15 protein-coding genes are annotated in these 14,716 nt (G+C 63.8%); 9 read left to right on the top strand and 6 right to left on the bottom strand.

Annotation, left to right across the window (positions count from 1 at the left end; all coding sequences use genetic code 11):
• Positions 1 to 9: 9 nt before the first annotated feature.
• Positions 10 to 1,704 carry an MFS transporter gene (locus tag ATN38_RS05540; RefSeq protein WP_223304424.1) on the bottom strand — a complete coding sequence of 565 codons (1,695 nt, stop codon included), beginning with the start codon at positions 1,702 to 1,704 and terminating at the stop codon, positions 10 to 12.
• Between the two features lie 69 nt (positions 1,705 to 1,773).
• Positions 1,774 to 2,604 carry a glutaminyl-peptide cyclotransferase gene (locus ATN38_RS05535; RefSeq protein WP_073512664.1) on the bottom strand — a complete coding sequence of 277 codons (831 nt, stop codon included), beginning with the start codon at positions 2,602 to 2,604 and terminating at the stop codon, positions 1,774 to 1,776.
• A gap of 38 nt (positions 2,605 to 2,642) precedes the next feature.
• Here ATN38_RS05535 and ATN38_RS05530 point away from each other — a divergent pair, with 38 nt between their 5' ends.
• From ATN38_RS05530 to ATN38_RS05520, 3 genes are all read left to right on the top strand, one after another.
• Positions 2,643 to 3,464, top strand: a complete 822-nt coding sequence (locus ATN38_RS05530; protein WP_030535360.1) for a DUF3027 domain-containing protein — start codon at positions 2,643 to 2,645, stop codon at positions 3,462 to 3,464.
• Positions 3,465 to 3,532: 68 nt separating this feature from the next.
• A complete protein-coding gene (locus ATN38_RS05525) occupies positions 3,533 to 6,205 on the top strand; it encodes a sacsin N-terminal ATP-binding-like domain-containing protein (protein WP_065351288.1) in 2,673 nt (890 codons plus the stop codon).
• Between the two features lie 6 nt (positions 6,206 to 6,211).
• Complete coding sequence (locus tag ATN38_RS05520) at positions 6,212 to 6,763, top strand: phosphatase PAP2 family protein (RefSeq protein ID WP_065351287.1); 552 nt, start codon at positions 6,212 to 6,214, stop codon at positions 6,761 to 6,763.
• Here the strand turns inward: ATN38_RS05520 and ATN38_RS05515 are convergent.
• Both ATN38_RS05515 and ATN38_RS05510 read right to left on the bottom strand, forming a co-directional pair.
• The gene (locus ATN38_RS05515; RefSeq protein ID WP_218747702.1) at positions 6,753 to 7,793 is read right to left on the bottom strand and encodes an iron-siderophore ABC transporter substrate-binding protein; all 1,041 of its coding nucleotides are present in this window, start codon (positions 7,791 to 7,793) and stop codon (positions 6,753 to 6,755) included. The two genes, ATN38_RS05520 and ATN38_RS05515, sit on opposite strands and share 11 nt — an antisense overlap.
• Before the next feature lie 90 nt (positions 7,794 to 7,883).
• A complete protein-coding gene (locus tag ATN38_RS05510) occupies positions 7,884 to 8,141 on the bottom strand; it encodes a DUF2530 domain-containing protein (protein ID WP_007733492.1) in 258 nt (85 codons plus the stop codon).
• A gap of 102 nt (positions 8,142 to 8,243) precedes the next feature.
• On the opposite strand from ATN38_RS05510, the gene ATN38_RS05505 reads away from it, so the two are divergent.
• From ATN38_RS05505 to ATN38_RS05495, 3 genes are all read left to right on the top strand, one after another.
• Positions 8,244 to 9,698, top strand: coding sequence for an NCS2 family permease (locus ATN38_RS05505; RefSeq protein WP_003940242.1), 1,455 nt, complete (start codon positions 8,244 to 8,246; stop codon positions 9,696 to 9,698).
• A gap of 65 nt (positions 9,699 to 9,763) precedes the next feature.
• A complete protein-coding gene (locus ATN38_RS05500; RefSeq protein ID WP_003939901.1) occupies positions 9,764 to 10,195 on the top strand; it encodes a MarR family winged helix-turn-helix transcriptional regulator in 432 nt (143 codons plus the stop codon).
• An 80-nt stretch (positions 10,196 to 10,275) separates the two neighbouring features.
• Positions 10,276 to 11,583 (top strand): MFS transporter, encoded by a 1,308-nt coding sequence (locus ATN38_RS05495; protein ID WP_007733487.1) that lies wholly within the window; start codon positions 10,276 to 10,278, stop codon positions 11,581 to 11,583.
• Here the strand turns inward: ATN38_RS05495 and ATN38_RS05490 are convergent.
• Positions 11,567 to 12,115, bottom strand: a complete 549-nt coding sequence (locus ATN38_RS05490; protein ID WP_003940103.1) for a hypothetical protein — start codon at positions 12,113 to 12,115, stop codon at positions 11,567 to 11,569. The two genes, ATN38_RS05495 and ATN38_RS05490, sit on opposite strands and share 17 nt — an antisense overlap.
• 70 nt (positions 12,116 to 12,185) lie before the next feature.
• Between ATN38_RS05490 and ATN38_RS05485 the strand changes: the two genes are divergently transcribed.
• From ATN38_RS05485 to ATN38_RS05475, 3 genes are read left to right on the top strand one after another with little or no spacing between them, the layout of a single operon-like run.
• On the top strand, positions 12,186 to 12,776 hold the full coding sequence (locus tag ATN38_RS05485) for a TetR/AcrR family transcriptional regulator (protein ID WP_037128521.1): 591 nt from the start codon (positions 12,186 to 12,188) through the stop codon (positions 12,774 to 12,776).
• Positions 12,777 to 12,824: 48 nt separating this feature from the next.
• Positions 12,825 to 13,631: an RNA methyltransferase gene (locus tag ATN38_RS05480; RefSeq protein WP_218747701.1), complete on the top strand. Its 807-nt coding sequence runs from the start codon at positions 12,825 to 12,827 to the stop codon at positions 13,629 to 13,631.
• Entirely contained in the window at positions 13,628 to 13,888 is a 261-nt protein-coding gene (locus ATN38_RS05475; RefSeq protein ID WP_030535366.1) for a DUF2537 domain-containing protein, read from the top strand. Before ATN38_RS05480 ends, ATN38_RS05475 begins: the two co-directional genes overlap by 4 nt.
• Before the next feature lie 20 nt (positions 13,889 to 13,908).
• On the opposite strand, the gene ATN38_RS05470 is transcribed toward ATN38_RS05475, so the two are convergent.
• Positions 13,909 to 14,694: a hypothetical protein gene (locus ATN38_RS05470; protein WP_042451221.1), complete on the bottom strand. Its 786-nt coding sequence runs from the start codon at positions 14,692 to 14,694 to the stop codon at positions 13,909 to 13,911.
• Between the last annotated feature and the right edge of the window lie 22 nt (positions 14,695 to 14,716).

The following is a 14,716-nucleotide window of genomic DNA, read 5'->3' as shown; positions in this document are numbered from 1 at the left end:
AGCGCATCATCACTGCGGAGTACTTCCTTGTCCTCGGTTGGATTTACCGGTGTAAATCACTTCGGTCACTTCTTGTTCGGCCAGATCGGGTCGCTTCCCGCCGAGGCCGGGCAGGAGGCTGCTTCCTCGGTAGCTCAGGAAGGTCTGCAGAAGCCCGATCGTCAGGAACACCGATACAACAGTGAACCCGATCCAGTATTCGGTCGGAAGCAGAACCCCCAATGCGCCGCCGAGTACCCAGCTCAGCTGCAGAACCGTCTCGGATCTACCGAATCCGGACGCGATCGATTCCTCGGGCAGGTCGTGCTGGAGTGACGCGTCGAGTGAGACCTTGGCGAGTGCGCTGGCGGCCGATGCGATGAGCGTGGCAAGCGCGGCCGTCATGAGGTTGTCCGTCAGCGCTGCGATCACCGCGATGATCCACACCGACGCAGTGCACCGGAGCACGATCAAGGCAGGCCGGCCGAGCTTGAGGCGCGCACCCGTGGCATTTCCGGCGAAGTTACCCAGACCGGCTGCTGCGCCGACCAGGCCGAGCATCATGGCCTGCTGGAGCGGCTCGTGATCGGTGCGTGATTTGGCGACGAACGCGATGTAGAGCGTCAGGAAGCCGGTGAGCACGCGAATGGTGCCGTTGCCCCAGAGTCCGATGATCACGGCGCGTCCGAGAGGCTGACGGACCTTGGCAGGTTTGGCGTCCGGCTGCGGTGGGGCGCTGCCGGCGTGATGCGCTTCGTCCGGGTGGTAGGTGATGGTCGCGGGTACCTCACCCTCGGTGACCTCGACCCACGACGGGATTCGCATGCTCAGATATGCGCCGAACACGGTGACGGCGACCGCGAACCACAAGGCGCCGGTGGAACCGAAAGCGAGCGCGAGCGCACCTGCGACCGCGCCGGCCCCGATCGTTCCACCGATCAGCCCGAAGACCGTCAGACGCGAATTCACGCGCACCAGGTCTATTTCCGGTGGTAGGACGCGTGGTGTCACTGCGCTCTTGAGCACCGAGAACGATTTACTGAGCACCATCATGCCGAGCGCGGCCGGATAGAGGATCCAACTGTCGAAGTTGAAGACCAGGATCACCGCGAGGAGCGTCCGGATTCCGAACGACGACGCGAGTGCGATGCGGCGTCCGCGCTGCAACCGGTCGAGCATGGGGCCGATGAGCGGTGCGATGACCGCGAACGGTGCGATCGTGATCAGGAGATAGAGCGCGACCTTGGTCTTGTCCTCGCCCGTCGCGGCCGAGAAGAACAGCGTGTTGGCCAGAGCGACGGAGATCGCCGCGTCGGTCGCGTTGTTCGTCATCACCGCGTAGGTGAGAGCGGTCAGACCGGACTTGTCCGCGCCGTCGGCCTTCGCCGCGCGCTGGAAGGTCGCGATGCCCTTGTTCGTCAGTTCGCGGCTGCGCATCGCTGCGACGCGAGTGACGGTGAGCTTGCGAGGCATCGGTGGAGCCTTGGGAGCGTCCGCCCCCGGCGTCTTCGAACCGGCCGCGGATTCGGAGTCTCCCCGCGATTCGGGAATCGGATGCAGCGGTGGCAAAGGCGTGCGACGGGCAGCGGGACGGGCCGAAGGTGGGTAATTGTCCGGGCGGGCCGCGGGTGGGTAATTGTCGTAACCGGGGTGCACCTGTTGCCCCTCCGGCTCGTCGTGGATTCGCCGAGTTTCGGGGTCGTAGGGTTCGCGCGGTCCGGTCACCACTCAATTCTGTCCTAGTGTCGGCGCGGCTACCACGCACACCCCTGCGAGTCCTGTGTCATGTCGGACTCAGTTAACAAAACGGACTTCGAACATCTGCGGCCAATACTTGCCGGTGAGCAGGAATCGATCGGTACCGGGAATCTGCGCGATGCCGTTGAGAACGTCGACGGTGCTGGTCGATCCGTCCGCGACGAGTTCTTCGCGTAGCGGCGAAGCGTCGTACACGTTCGTGACGCTGCCGTCCGACGGGTCGATTCGGACGACGGTGTCCGTGGTCCAGACATTGGCGTAGACGGAGCCGTCTTCGGCGCATTCCAATTCGTTCAGCTTGCCGACGGACTCCGAAGATCTGGTGACGTCGACGGTCGAGATCGGCGCAAAGGTTTCGGGATCGCGAAAGGTCAACGTGGCCGAACCGTCGCTCGAGACAATCCGATCCCCGAGCGAACAGATTCCCCATCCCTCGGTGTCGAGTGGGAACCGCCCCCGTTCGGTCAAGGTGTCCTTGTCACGGGCGATGGCAACGCCGTCTTTCCAGGTGAGTTGCCACAGTGTGTCTCCGGCGACCGTGATGCCCTCACCGAACAACGGCGGGTCGAGATCGGCACGCGCAACTTCCGGTCCCGAAGCGGGGGACTGCTCGTCGGAGATCTCGCTCGAGCGCACCCAGGACTGCCCGACGCGTCCGGTGCTTTCGTACAACCGGTTTCCGTCGATCTCGAGGCCCTGCGTGAACGCGTCGGGATCGTGCGCGGACACTCGAACGATCTCGACGGAGCCGGTTTCGGACGTGAGGTTGTCGGGAGCGCCGGGGGAATCGGAGCACCCCGCCAAGGCCGAGGCGATCACGGCGACCACTGCAAAAGTGCGCACGGAATTGGCGTGTGACCTACTCATCTGCCCAGCATGGCAGCCCAGTGCGTTGCGGACTTGCGGTGGTGCGGCAAACTGGAGGAGTGAGTGTTGCTACTTCTCCAGAGCGTGCAGTGCCGCGCCCAGTACTGGCCGATGCGGTCGAGCTTGCCCGAAAGGCAGTCGTCGACCTGCATGAAGGCGGTGTGGGGGCATACCTCGGCGTGACGTCGGAGGACGAATTTGCCGCCACCCATCGATTTGCAGCAGACATTCCGGGATACCGCGGTTGGCAGTGGGCGGTTGTCGTCGCTGCCGGACCGGAGGACACCCACGCCACGATCAGTGAGTTGGCGCTGTTGCCGGGTCCCGACGCGTTGGTTGCGCCGGAATGGCTGCCATGGGATCAGCGGATTCGTCCCGGCGATCTGTCCGTCGGTGACCTACTCGCCCCGCCGGCCGAGGATCCTCGCCTCGTTCCCGGCTACGTCGCCACCGGTGACCCGGAAGTCGACGAGGTAGCTCTCGAAATCGGGCTCGGCCGCAAACAGGTCATGAGCCGCGAGGGCCGACTCGATGCCGCGCAGCGTTGGTTCGACGGTGACTTCGGCCCGGAGTCGGAGATGGCGAAGGCCGCGCCGTCGACGTGTGGACTGTGTGGATTCTTCCTTCCACTCGCCGGTTCGCTGCACGCAGCGTTCGGTGTGTGCGGAAACGAACTCTCCGCAGACGGCCGTGTGGTCAGCGTGTCCTACGGTTGTGGCGCGCACTCGGACACCAGCCTGCCGCTCGGTGCGGGCTCGCCGCAGTTCGACGCATTCGACGACGGGGCCGTCGAGCTGATTGCGGTGCCCGCTCGCCCGTCGAGCGCTGTTGCAGTTGAGGATTCGGTATCCACCGAGTAGAAGATCCGTTCGGTACGGACGCACTCCGCGAGGCGACGCTGCGCGCGTGGTCGGAATCTCCGACGCGATTGCGTGAAGACGCGGCTGCGGAATCCGACCTCGCAAAGGCCGGGTACCGCGACCGTCTGCTCACCGAACTGGCGCAGAACGCTGCCGATGCAGCTGCACGCGAGGGCGTCCAGGGCTCTTTGTGGGTGGACGTGGACGGTCGGACGATGACGGTGGCGAACACGGGCCGTCCACTGGACGAATCCGGTGTACATGCGCTGACCGCGCTGCGCGCGTCGAACAAGGTCGACGCCGACGAAGGTGTGACGGGACGGTTCGGCGTCGGATTCTCGGCAGTTCTCTCGGTCAGTGACGAGGTGGAACTGCGCTCGTCGACGGGATCGATTCGATTCTCTGCCTCGCACACTCTGCGCGAGATCGAGTCTCGCGAACTCCCGGTGCCGGAAACCGGTGTCCCCGTACTTCGTTTGGTGTGGCCGTTTGGCGAATTGCCGAGCGATGGTGCTGATTCGGAAGTGGTGCTGACGCTTCGGCCGGACGTCGATGCCGCAGCGCTGCTTTCGCAGATGGCACGTGAGGCCGTCGACCTGCTCCTCGAACTCCCAGCTCTCGGATCAATTCGTCTGGGTGAGAAGACTTTTCGGCGATCGGAACGGGTGCTGGATTCCGGCCTCGTCGAGATCGCGATCGGTGATCGCACGTGGTGGCAGTACACCGCGCCGAACGCGCGATGGTTGGTGCCGGTCCGCGACGGGGTCGTCGAGCCGGTCGCAGACGACGTCCTGCGGGCGCCGACGCGATCCGACGAGGAACTGTCGATCCCCGCGATCATCATTGCCGACATTGCAATGCAACCCGATCGGCGACGCCTCATGCCCGCTGCACCGATCGCTCCGCTTGCCGAGGGGTACGCGAAGTTCCTTGCTGCACTACCTCCTCGGCAGCGAACGGCACTCGTCCCGATCCCTGCCTTTGCCCGCAGCGAAACCGATTCGCTTCTGCGCGAAGCGCTTCTGAAGGAGCTGCAGGAAAACGAGTGGCTTCCGGTGGTCGGTGAACCCGACCGCGCGCCGCAGCGAGCATCCGTGGTGCCCGGGCTCGGTGATGACCTTGCCGAGTTGCTCACCGACATCATCGGCGGCCTGGTTGTCCCCGAGCTCTCCGGCCCCAAGCACGAGCGAGCACTCGCGGCAGTGTCGACGCACCGCATCGGGCTCGCGCGCATCGCGGAACTGCTCAGCGGTTCGGAACGTGAACCGAAGTGGTGGAATCGACTCTATTCGGCTCTCGAGCCCTTGGTGATCGACACTCTTGCGGTGGAAGAGCTTGGAACACTGCCGGTTCCGCTCTCCGACGGACGGACGGTGACCGGGCCGCGGACCGTCGTCGTCGGCGTCGAACTGGGCGAAGACGCGCCGTCGGTGCAGTGGACGAGGTTGGTTCATCCCGTCGCGGTTCACCCGTTGCTGTCTCGATTGGGAGCGCAGACCGCGAGTGCCACCGACCTGCTGTCCGATCCGGCGCTGCGCGCATTGATCGAAGATGCTGCGGACCAAGATGATTCGGTAGCGACGGAGTTGGCGCAAGTTGTACTCGGATTGGCGGCCCACGTGGCGCCAGGGGCGCTGCCGTCGTGGATCGGTGAAGTGCTGCTTCCTGATTCGGAAGGCGAATTGCGGTCCGCCGACCAACTTCTGCTTCCGGGAGCTCCCCTTGCAAGCGTCCTGGTCGAGGATTCTCCCTTCGGCATCGTCGACGCTGATTTTGTTCAGCGGGTGGGGGAGCAGGCGCTACGGGTAGTCGGTGTCGGGTGGGGTTTCACGGTGGTCCGTGAGGAATTGCCTTCCGGCCCCGATCACGATCTCGACGCCGAAGACGCATGGTGGGACACCCTCGACGAGGACCCCGAATACATCGAAGCCGTGCGCGATCTCGACCTCGTGGACGAAGACCGCTGGCCGCAGGCGTTGTCGCTGCTGGTCGAGTCGCCGGCGACGCGGGCGCTGCTCACCGACCGTCGTGGATACACGGCGTGGTGGTTGCGTTCGAATGCCGAACTCGGCGGTGAGGTGCTGGGCTTGCTGCGCGCTCCGGGCGATCGCACCTTCGAGGGATTGCTCGATGCTGCCGAACACCCCGACGCCGGATTCTTCTCCGGATTGCTGGCATCGGATACCGTCGACGATCCGGAACTGGCTCAGCTGCTGCTCGATCGGCTTGCCGACCCACTACGGATGCCGGCCTCCGCCGTCGTCGCGCGGACGCACCGACTGCTGGGTGAGGCAGCGCAGCGACGGGTTCTCGACCTGGAGGAACTGCACCTGCCTCCGTTCGTGCGAGGCCTTTCCGGCGATCTGGTCGATCCCGGCGACGCCCTTGTTCTCGACCGACCGTGGCTGGGAGCAGCACTACCTGCGCAACGAGTGGTGCTCGGCAGCTTCGAGACGGCCGACGCACTGGCAGATCTGCTCGACGTCGCGACGGCGTCTGCATCCGTTCACGGACGAGTGAGCAGCACCGGCGTCGTGACGACTTGGGCGAACGAACCGCAGGCAGTTCTCGGCTTCGCAGCCCTCGGCCGTGAGGTACCCAGCGGCGAGGTAGTGATCCATCACGAACTGACGGTGGAACTGACGGGGGCGGTCGAGACGACGGTGATCGTGCCGTGGTGGGTGGACTCGGACGGCGTTCATCACGTGATGCGTACGTGGACTCTGCCGCAAGGAATGTGAGGGCAGATGTCTTTTGATCAGTGGGTACTCGACAGCGCAGTGAGTCAGCGGACGGCGTGGCTCGTAGACGTCGTCGACGTCATCACCGACAGCGGCGGAACCCTCGCGTCGTGGCTGATCGCGACGCTGCTCACGATCGTGCTTCTGGTTCGGGGACTGCGTACCGAAGCTCTGCTGATCGCCGGATCGATGTTGACCGGTCTGCTCGTGATGAGCGGATTGAAGCGCATCTTCACGCGAACCCGCCCACCCGTTCCGGAGCGATTGATCGAAATCGATTCGTATTCGTTCCCGTCGGGCCACGCGATGATGAGCGCGATACTCGCGACTTCGGTTGCCGCCGTGATCCTTCGTCTTGCCTTGCCGAGGCTCGCGAAGACGGCAATGCTCGCGAGCCTCGGCCTGTACACGATCGCCGTCGGATTCTCCCGCGTCTACCTGGCTGCCCATTGGATGACCGATGTACTGGCAGGTTGGGCGTTCGGGATGATGTGGGCCGGCGTGTGGATCTGGGGAACCGCGCAGATCAGAAAGCGCCGGGCGCTGGTTACTTCGTGAGCTCGGCGAGTAGTTGGCTCGTGGCCCACGGCAAGCTCAGTGCCGAGCTTGCGGTCAAGGCCGCACCGACCTGCGGAGCCTGATCGTCGTTGACGTAGACGACGCGATTGTCCTTGACCACGTCGAGTTGCTGGAAGCCAGGGTTGTTTCGGACCGCCTGTGCGGCATCGGGATTGCCGATGACAACGAGACGGTCCACGTCGAGAAGATCCAGTCGTTCGGTGGAGATCGGCGCGTAGAACTCACCGTTCATCAAGGCCTCGACCGCGGGAGCAGGTTTGAATCCGAGACTGCCGAGAACCCGTCCGCGGGCGTCCTCGGAGGAGAAGGCGTAGAACTCCGGGGTCGCGTCGACGCTGATGATCACCGCGGTCTGGTCTGCAAATTCCGGGTGAGCGCTTCTGGCGTCGGCGAAATGCCTGTCGATATCGGCGACCAACTTCTCGCCGTCGGCTTCGCGACCCACTGCCTTCGCTGCGGTCTTCGTCGTGATCTGCCACGGAGTTGCGTAGTCGCCGTAGGCCGGATCCTTCGCGACGGTCGGGGCGATCGCGGAAAGTGTGCTGTACAGGTCTTTGTCGATGCTCGAGTAGAGCGCGAGGATCAGGTCGGGCTCGAGCGCAGCGATCTTTTCGACGCTGATCGTGGTTTCGGGATTGCTGCCGACGACGGTCGGTTCGGTTCCGCCCCAAGGGCCGGTGACCCATGGCCACGTGCGGTTGACGTCCGGTTCGCCCGGGTACTGGTTGACCATTCCGACGGGCTTGATGCCCAGAGCCAACAGAGCCTGCTCGTCGTTGTAACCGACGGTGACGATCCGTTGTGGTTCGGAATCGATCGTGGTGCTGCCGAAAGCGTGATCGATCGTGACGGGGAAGGCGCCACCACCGGAACTCGACGGACTACTTGCTGCGTCGTCGTTCGAACTGCAGGAGACGAGTGCTGTGCCGACCAGGGCGACCACAGCAACGGATGTCAGTCTCGTCCAACGTCCTCGGCTTTTCCAACGATTTCGGTGGGAGATCTTCACGGCTACGTGGTTCCTTTCAGCATTGACAAGCTAAGACCGACACTGAAGTACAGGGTAGGCTTACCATACTGAAAGGGTGAATCGACCTGCTCAGTCGACCAGACCGGCGCCCTGTTGTGCGCCCTTGTCACCACGCACAGCTGCGCGTCGTTGAATGGAGAACAGAGCGAAGCCGAGGAAACCGACTCCGATACCCGCGTAACAGATCGGGAGTGCATCCGACCAACGATCGCCGCTCACCGCGACCACGATCGTGGCGATCACCCACAACGCGGTGCCGATGATCAGTGCCGGCGCGGGTGCGGACAATTTGCCGATCAGGCCTGTTGTGTTGCGAGTCTCCGTCACAAAATTAACGCTACCCGTACCCCGGTGGCCTACTCTCCCTAGTGCGACCGGCTTCATGTGCGCCGGCACACGGCGACCTACAGCGATGGGGAAAGAACAAACATGGCGGCACCCGGCAAGATCCTCGACACCTATTTCAAGATCAGCGAACGAGGGTCGACGATCTCGACCGAGATTCGCGGCGGTGTCGTCACCTTCGTGGCGATGGCCTACATCGTGGTCCTCAACCCCCTGATCCTCGGCAGTTTCTCGGCTGACGACGCTGCAGCGAAGACCGACGTTCTCGGCAACATCCTTCCGGTCAACCAGGTGGCGGCGGTCACCGCTCTGGTTGCCGGCCTGATGAGCATCGTCTTCGGTGTCGTTGCCAACTACCCGTTTGCCATCGCCGCGGGTCTCGGCATCAACAGCCTGCTCGCCGTCACAATCGCACCTCAGGTCACCTGGCCCGAGGCGATGGGCCTGGTGGTCATCGACGGTGTGATCATCGTTCTGTTGGCACTCACCGGTTTCCGAACTGCGGTGTTCAATGCGATTCCCTCGGCATTGAAGTCCGCGATCGCGGCCGGTATCGGCATGTTCATCGCCTTCATCGGACTGGTCGACGCCGGATTCGTCCGCCGTATCCCCGATGCCGCCGGTACGACGGTTCCCGTCGGACTCGGAATCAACGGCTCCATCGCTTCGTGGCCGACCGTGGTGTTCATCTTCGGTGTGCTGCTCATGGGTGTTCTGGTAGTGCGCAAGGTTCGTGGTGGACTGCTGATCGGCATCGTCGTCACGACGATCCTCGCTGCGATCATCGAGGCAGTTGCCGACGTCGGACCCTCGCTCGGAACCAACCCCAAGGGCTGGAACCTCAGCATCCCCGCGATCCCGGAGATGCTCGGTGGTATGCCTGATCTGAGCCTGGTCGGCGACGTCAGCATCTTCGGCGCATTCACCCGCATCGGTGTTCTGGCCGCCAGCCTGCTTGTCTTCACCCTCGTGCTCGCGAATTTCTTCGACGCCATGGGCACGATGACGGGTCTCGGTAAGGAAGCCGGCCTGACCGACAAGGACGGAAACCTCCCCAACGTCGGTCGCGCGCTTGTCGTCGAAGGCGCGGGCGCGATCGTCGGCGGTGGCGCTTCGGCGTCGTCGAACACCGTGTTCGTGGAATCGGCGTCGGGTATTGCCGAAGGCGCCCGCACGGGCCTGGCAAACGTCGTGACCGGACTGCTCTTCCTCGTCGCGATGTTCCTGACGCCGCTCTACTCCGTCGTGCCGATCGAGGCAGCTGCGCCTGCCCTCGTCGTCGTCGGTGCGCTGATGATCGGGCAGGTCCGAGACATCGATTTCACCAAGTTCTCGGTTGCTCTCCCGGCGTTCCTGACCATGATCGTCATGCCGTTCACCTACTCGATCGCCAACGGCATCGGCGTCGGCTTCATTTCATGGGTGGTCCTGCACGCTGCCAGCGGTGGTATCAAGAAGATCCACCCGTTGCTCTGGATCGTGGCGGCACTTTTTGTGGCCTACTTCACTGTCGGACCCATTACCGACGCCCTTACGTGAAATCAGGGTTGACCGGTATTCGATTACGTGAGCTACCGGCCAGCTCTTGACGTATTGTCTGACGCGTGACCACCGAAACTCGTGCGCTGGCCAGCGATCTTTCCCTGGCTGTAGTGCGTCTCACCAGGCATCTGCGCGGCCGCAGAGTCGACGCTCAGGTATCGCTGACGCAACTGTCCGCCTTGGCGAGCCTGGATCAGTACGGCCCGATGACTCCTGGCGTACTCGCAGCACGTGAGAAAGTGCAGCCGCCGTCGATGACGCGCGTTGTTGCTTCTCTCGCCGAGCTCGGTCTGGTCGAGCGCTCGCCGCATCCCACGGACGGTCGTCAGATCATCGTGAATCTGTCCGACGCCGGGCAGGCGTTGCTCGCGGACGAAACCCATGCGCGTGAGGCGTGGATGAACGAGCAGCTGGCCGGGCTGGGTGGCGAAGAACTCGCGACACTGCGCGGTGCCGTCGAGATCATCACCGAGATGGTCAACAAGACGGAGTAGCTCCGCTACCTAGAGGTCGTTGCCCAAACGAATTACTCGAGGGGCAAGATAGTGGGGTGCCCCGAGACCCCGATTCCGGCATGTTTGCCGCGCTCCACAACCGCAACTACCGCCTTTGGGCTTCCGGACAGATCGTTTCTCTGGTCGGCACGTGGATGCAACGCATCGCCCAGGACTGGCTGGTACTGACGCTCTCGGACGGCAACGCGCTGGCGGTGGGCATCGTCATGGCCTTGCAGTTCGGCCCGACGCTGTTCTTGTCGGTGTGGGGTGGGGTGCTGGCCGATCGGTACGACAAGCGTCGGATCCTGATCTTCACGCAGTGGGCGAGTGCGGTATGCGCGCTGGTGTTGGGTCTGCTGGACGTCGGTGGGCTCGTCGCGTTGTGGCATGTCTTCCTGATTGCCTTTGCCCTCGGCTGTGTCTCGGCGCTCGACGCACCCGTGCGTCAATCGTTCACCATCGAAATGGTGGGCAAGGAACACCTGTCCAACGCCATCGCGCTCAACTCCATGACGTTCAACACGGCCCGCATCGTCGGTCCGGCCATCTCGGGTGTGCTGATCAACCTGATCGGAACAGGGTGGGTGTTCCTGCTCAACGTCGCGACATTCGGTGGGGTGCTCATCGCGCTCTACCTGATGAACAAGAAGGAGTTGATCCCGTCGGAACCGGCCCCGCGCACCAAGGGGCAGGTGCGCGACGGGTTCCGATATGTATGGGGCCGCAAGGACCTTCGCGTGATCATGGTGTCGGTCTTCATGGTCTCGACCTTCGGCCTGAACTTCGCGATCAGCCTGGCGGTGATGGCGCGCAACACGTTCGGCCTCGAGGCCGACGGTTACGGATTGCTGTCCACGACGCTCGCCGTGGGCACCCTTGCCGGCGCTGCGTACGCCGCAAGACGGAAGGAAGCGCCGCGGTTGCGGACGTTCCTCGGTGCCGCCGTGGCTTTCGGTGTGTTCGAGGTCGCGGTGGGATTGATGCCCACCTACGCGTTGGTGGCGCTGATGTTGATCCCCACGGGCGCACTGACGTTGACGTTCACGACGTCCGCGATGAACATCCTGCAGATGTCGGTGCCTTCCGAGATGCGCGGGCGGGTGATGGGTATCTACATGCTCAGTTTCCTCGGTGGCACACCGCTGGGAAGCCCGTTGCTGGGTTGGCTCGCCGACTCCGTGGACCCACGTGCGCCCTTGATCGTGGGCGGAGTGATCTCGCTCGTCTCGGGCACTGTGGCCGGGGTGTACCTGCTACGCAGCGAAGGGCTGAAACTTCGTCTTGCGCGACCGGAAGACGGTGGCAGGCTGCCGGTTTTCGTCCTGCGTCCGGTGATCGTATGCGACGCGACCGAACAGGCAGTCGAGGCTAGCCGCGCGCCGTGACCTTCTCACGCTTGGGAAACACCGTGTAGCTCAGGGCGATTGCTCCCCAGATTGCGAGTACCACTGTCAGCTTGCTGATCCATCCGTCGAGGGCTCCAGTGCGGGTGGGGTCGTCGACGAGGAAGATGGCCGCGCCGAGAAGTCCGCACGCGACGGCCCAGGCGATCGCGGCTTTGCCGAACTCGCGCCATTCGCGCAGTGCTCGCGCACTCCCGTACTTGGGTGGTGCGACGGGAGCCGGGCCGCCGGCGAATCGGTAGGCGAACCTGGCGTCGGCCCAGGAGATGAGGCTGTGTCCGAACGCGACGGAGAATCCGATGTAGGCCGCGGCAAGCCCATGGGTGAAGTTCGCCTCGCCACCGCCACGAAGATCGAGGGCTGTGGCGACGAGCAGTACGACATCCACCAGGGGCGCGCAGATGAGCAGTGCGGCGCCCAGCGTTTTGCGGCGCAGTAGATAGCGGGCCGCGAGACCTGCGGCGATGAACACCCAGAACATGATTTCGCACGCGATGATCAAGTGGACGATCATGACATCAGCTCATTTCTAGTACGACTGTGTTAGTGATCGAAAACTAGCACAGCTGTGTTAGTTTTGTGAAGTGGTGAAACGTAGCAGTCCGGATGAGCGGCGTGAAGAGATCGCCGAGGCCGTGTGGCGTGTGATCCGTCGAGACGGTGTGGCGAGCGCCAGCGTCCGGGCGGTCGCGGACGAGGCGAAGATGTCGACGGGGTCGCTACGGCACTTCTTCGCGACGCAGTCCGAACTCTTGCTGTTCGCGATGACGCTCGTGACCGTCCGGGTGGAGGAAAGGATTGCCGGCATCGACTTCGATCCCGACATCCGCCGCGCGATCCGTCAGTTCACCGATCAGTTCGTTCCCCTCGATCAAGATCGGCGTGAAGAAATGCAGGTTTGGGAGGCCTTTGCTGCTGCCGCCCAGACCGATTCGGCGTTGACGGCCGTGCGTGACGAGACAGACCGGACCTTGTTCGAGCACTTTCGTTCGTTCGTGGAAGCGGCGCATCGAGCGGGTTTTCTACGGCCGGGTGCCTCGGTCGACATCGAGGCGATGAGATTGCATGCGCTCGCCGACGGGCTCGCGTCGCACGGCGTCGACAATCCCGAGCGAACCAATCCAGAGGTGATCAGCCAGGTGCTCGACGCGCATTTTGTCACGCTGTTGCGCTAGGTCGGGAGTAGTGGTGGGGGCTCGCGGTGCGTACGGCACGATAGACCCGTGGTTCACGTCATCGACATCTCAGATCCCGCCGACCCCCGGCTGGATGACTTTCGCGATCTCAACTCTTCGGATCGGCGCCCCGACCTGCCGGAGGGCAAGGGACTGGTCATCGCCGAGGGAGTGTTCGTCACTCAGCGACTGCTGACTTCGCGGTTCGAGCCGATCAGTCTCCTCGGCGTCGAACGACGGCTCCTGGAGCTCGCTGACGATCTCGACGGTGTGGACGTGCCGTTCTACCGTACGAGCGCCGAAGTGATGGCCGAGGTCGTCGGATTTCACCTCAACCGCGGCGTCCTCGCTGCAGCAGCGCGCCCGGCACCGCTCGCGATCTCGGACGTGTTGAAGGACGCGAAGACCGTCGTGGTTCTCGAAGGCGTCAACGATCACGAGAATCTCGGCTCGATGTTCCGCAACGCGGCGGGGCTCGGTGTCGATGCAGTTCTGTTCGGGAAGGGTTGTGCCGACCCGCTGTACCGGCGGTCGGTCCGTGTGTCGATGGGGCACGTGCTGCGAGTGCCCTTCGCGCATGTGGCAAAGTGGCCACACGACTTGGATGAGCTGCGTGGCAACGGTTTTCAGCTCATTTCCTTGACTCCGAATCCGGAAGCGGTCACTTTGGCCGAAGCGATGACCGGGGAGAAGGTAGCGCTACTGCTGGGCGCCGAGGGGCCAGGTTTGACCGAACATGCGATGCGGGCCACCGACATTCGTGCCAAGATACCCATGGCGCCCGGCACCGACTCGCTCAACGTCGCGACCGCAGCGGCGATGGCCTTCTACGAACGTGTCAGGACCGGCCGGTGACTCAGGACCGCACGCCCTGGTTCACCGGAATCGCGGTGTCGGTGTTCGCAGCCATGCTCTCGACCAGTGCCGTCGCGGCGTTCTGTGTCGCGCTGGGCAACGTGAACGTGCTCCTGGCGGTTGTCGTCAATGTCATTGCGGTAGGCGGACTTGCGCCGACCGTCTGGCGCTGGCGAGCCGTCCCCGTCTGGCGATGGGTGGTCTACGGCGCGGTAGCCGGCGTACCGCTCGGGTGGATCGCAGCGATAGCCGCGTGAACCTGTGAGGCTGCTCGGCGCTACTTGAAGCCGAAGTACCGAGCGAGGCGGCCGCGCGGCTTGGCCACCGGTGCGTCGTGGATCGGCGGCATGTTTTCGGGCATGGGTACCTCTGTCGGCGCCTGCTCGGGCATCGGCGCGGGGGCTGGTGGTGCAGGTTTGGGTGCCTCGCCGGGTCGGTGAATCTTGAAGCCCCACAGGAGAATCTGCGTTGTGTCGAGTTCGTGTTCTCGCGGCGCGCCGGTGTATCGAAATCCCAGCCACTCGAGGTTGGCGGACTCCGCGAACTGTTGCGGGTGGAACGGAAGTGACTGCGGATCAGGCAGGATCCCGGGCGGGTAACGCAGGGGATGGTTGCCGGCCCAGAATTCCAGTTCCCAGGTCTGTGGGATCCCCAGATTTTCGACGATGTCGATCGGGATGGCACTGAACGAGCGTCGTAGCTCGCCGTCCTCCCACAGTGCAAACGAACCCTGCGCGGTTTCGGGGACGGAGCTGATCAACAGCGTCGAGCCCCCCTCTGCCGAAAGGTGCCAGGAATCAGGCAGTTTCGAGGGGACGAAGGTGCTGAGTTCGGAGCTGCAGACGACACTCACTCGACCGTACGCGCCGACGAAGACGTAGCCGGGGCTCACCGTCGCGGCCATCGACAGCGGCTGAGGCCCGAGCGACTCGAACTCCTTGTCCGGGTACAGCGACATGGCGATTTTCAGGGCCTCGGTCTGATCCGGCTGTGGGTACCTGCTCAATTCGGTGCGAGCGTCTGCGCCGCCCAGAAACCAGATCGTCGATACCCGTGCAGCCACCGGCAGCCCTCTCTCCTCAGCC

The organism is Rhodococcus sp. FH8 (assembly GCF_019266085.1).
In the GTDB taxonomy this organism is placed as follows: Bacteria; Actinomycetota; Actinomycetes; order Mycobacteriales; family Mycobacteriaceae; genus Rhodococcus_F; species Rhodococcus_F qingshengii.
Note: the sequence above shows the minus strand (reverse complement) of the source record. Positions and strands in the feature narration are given on the sequence as shown.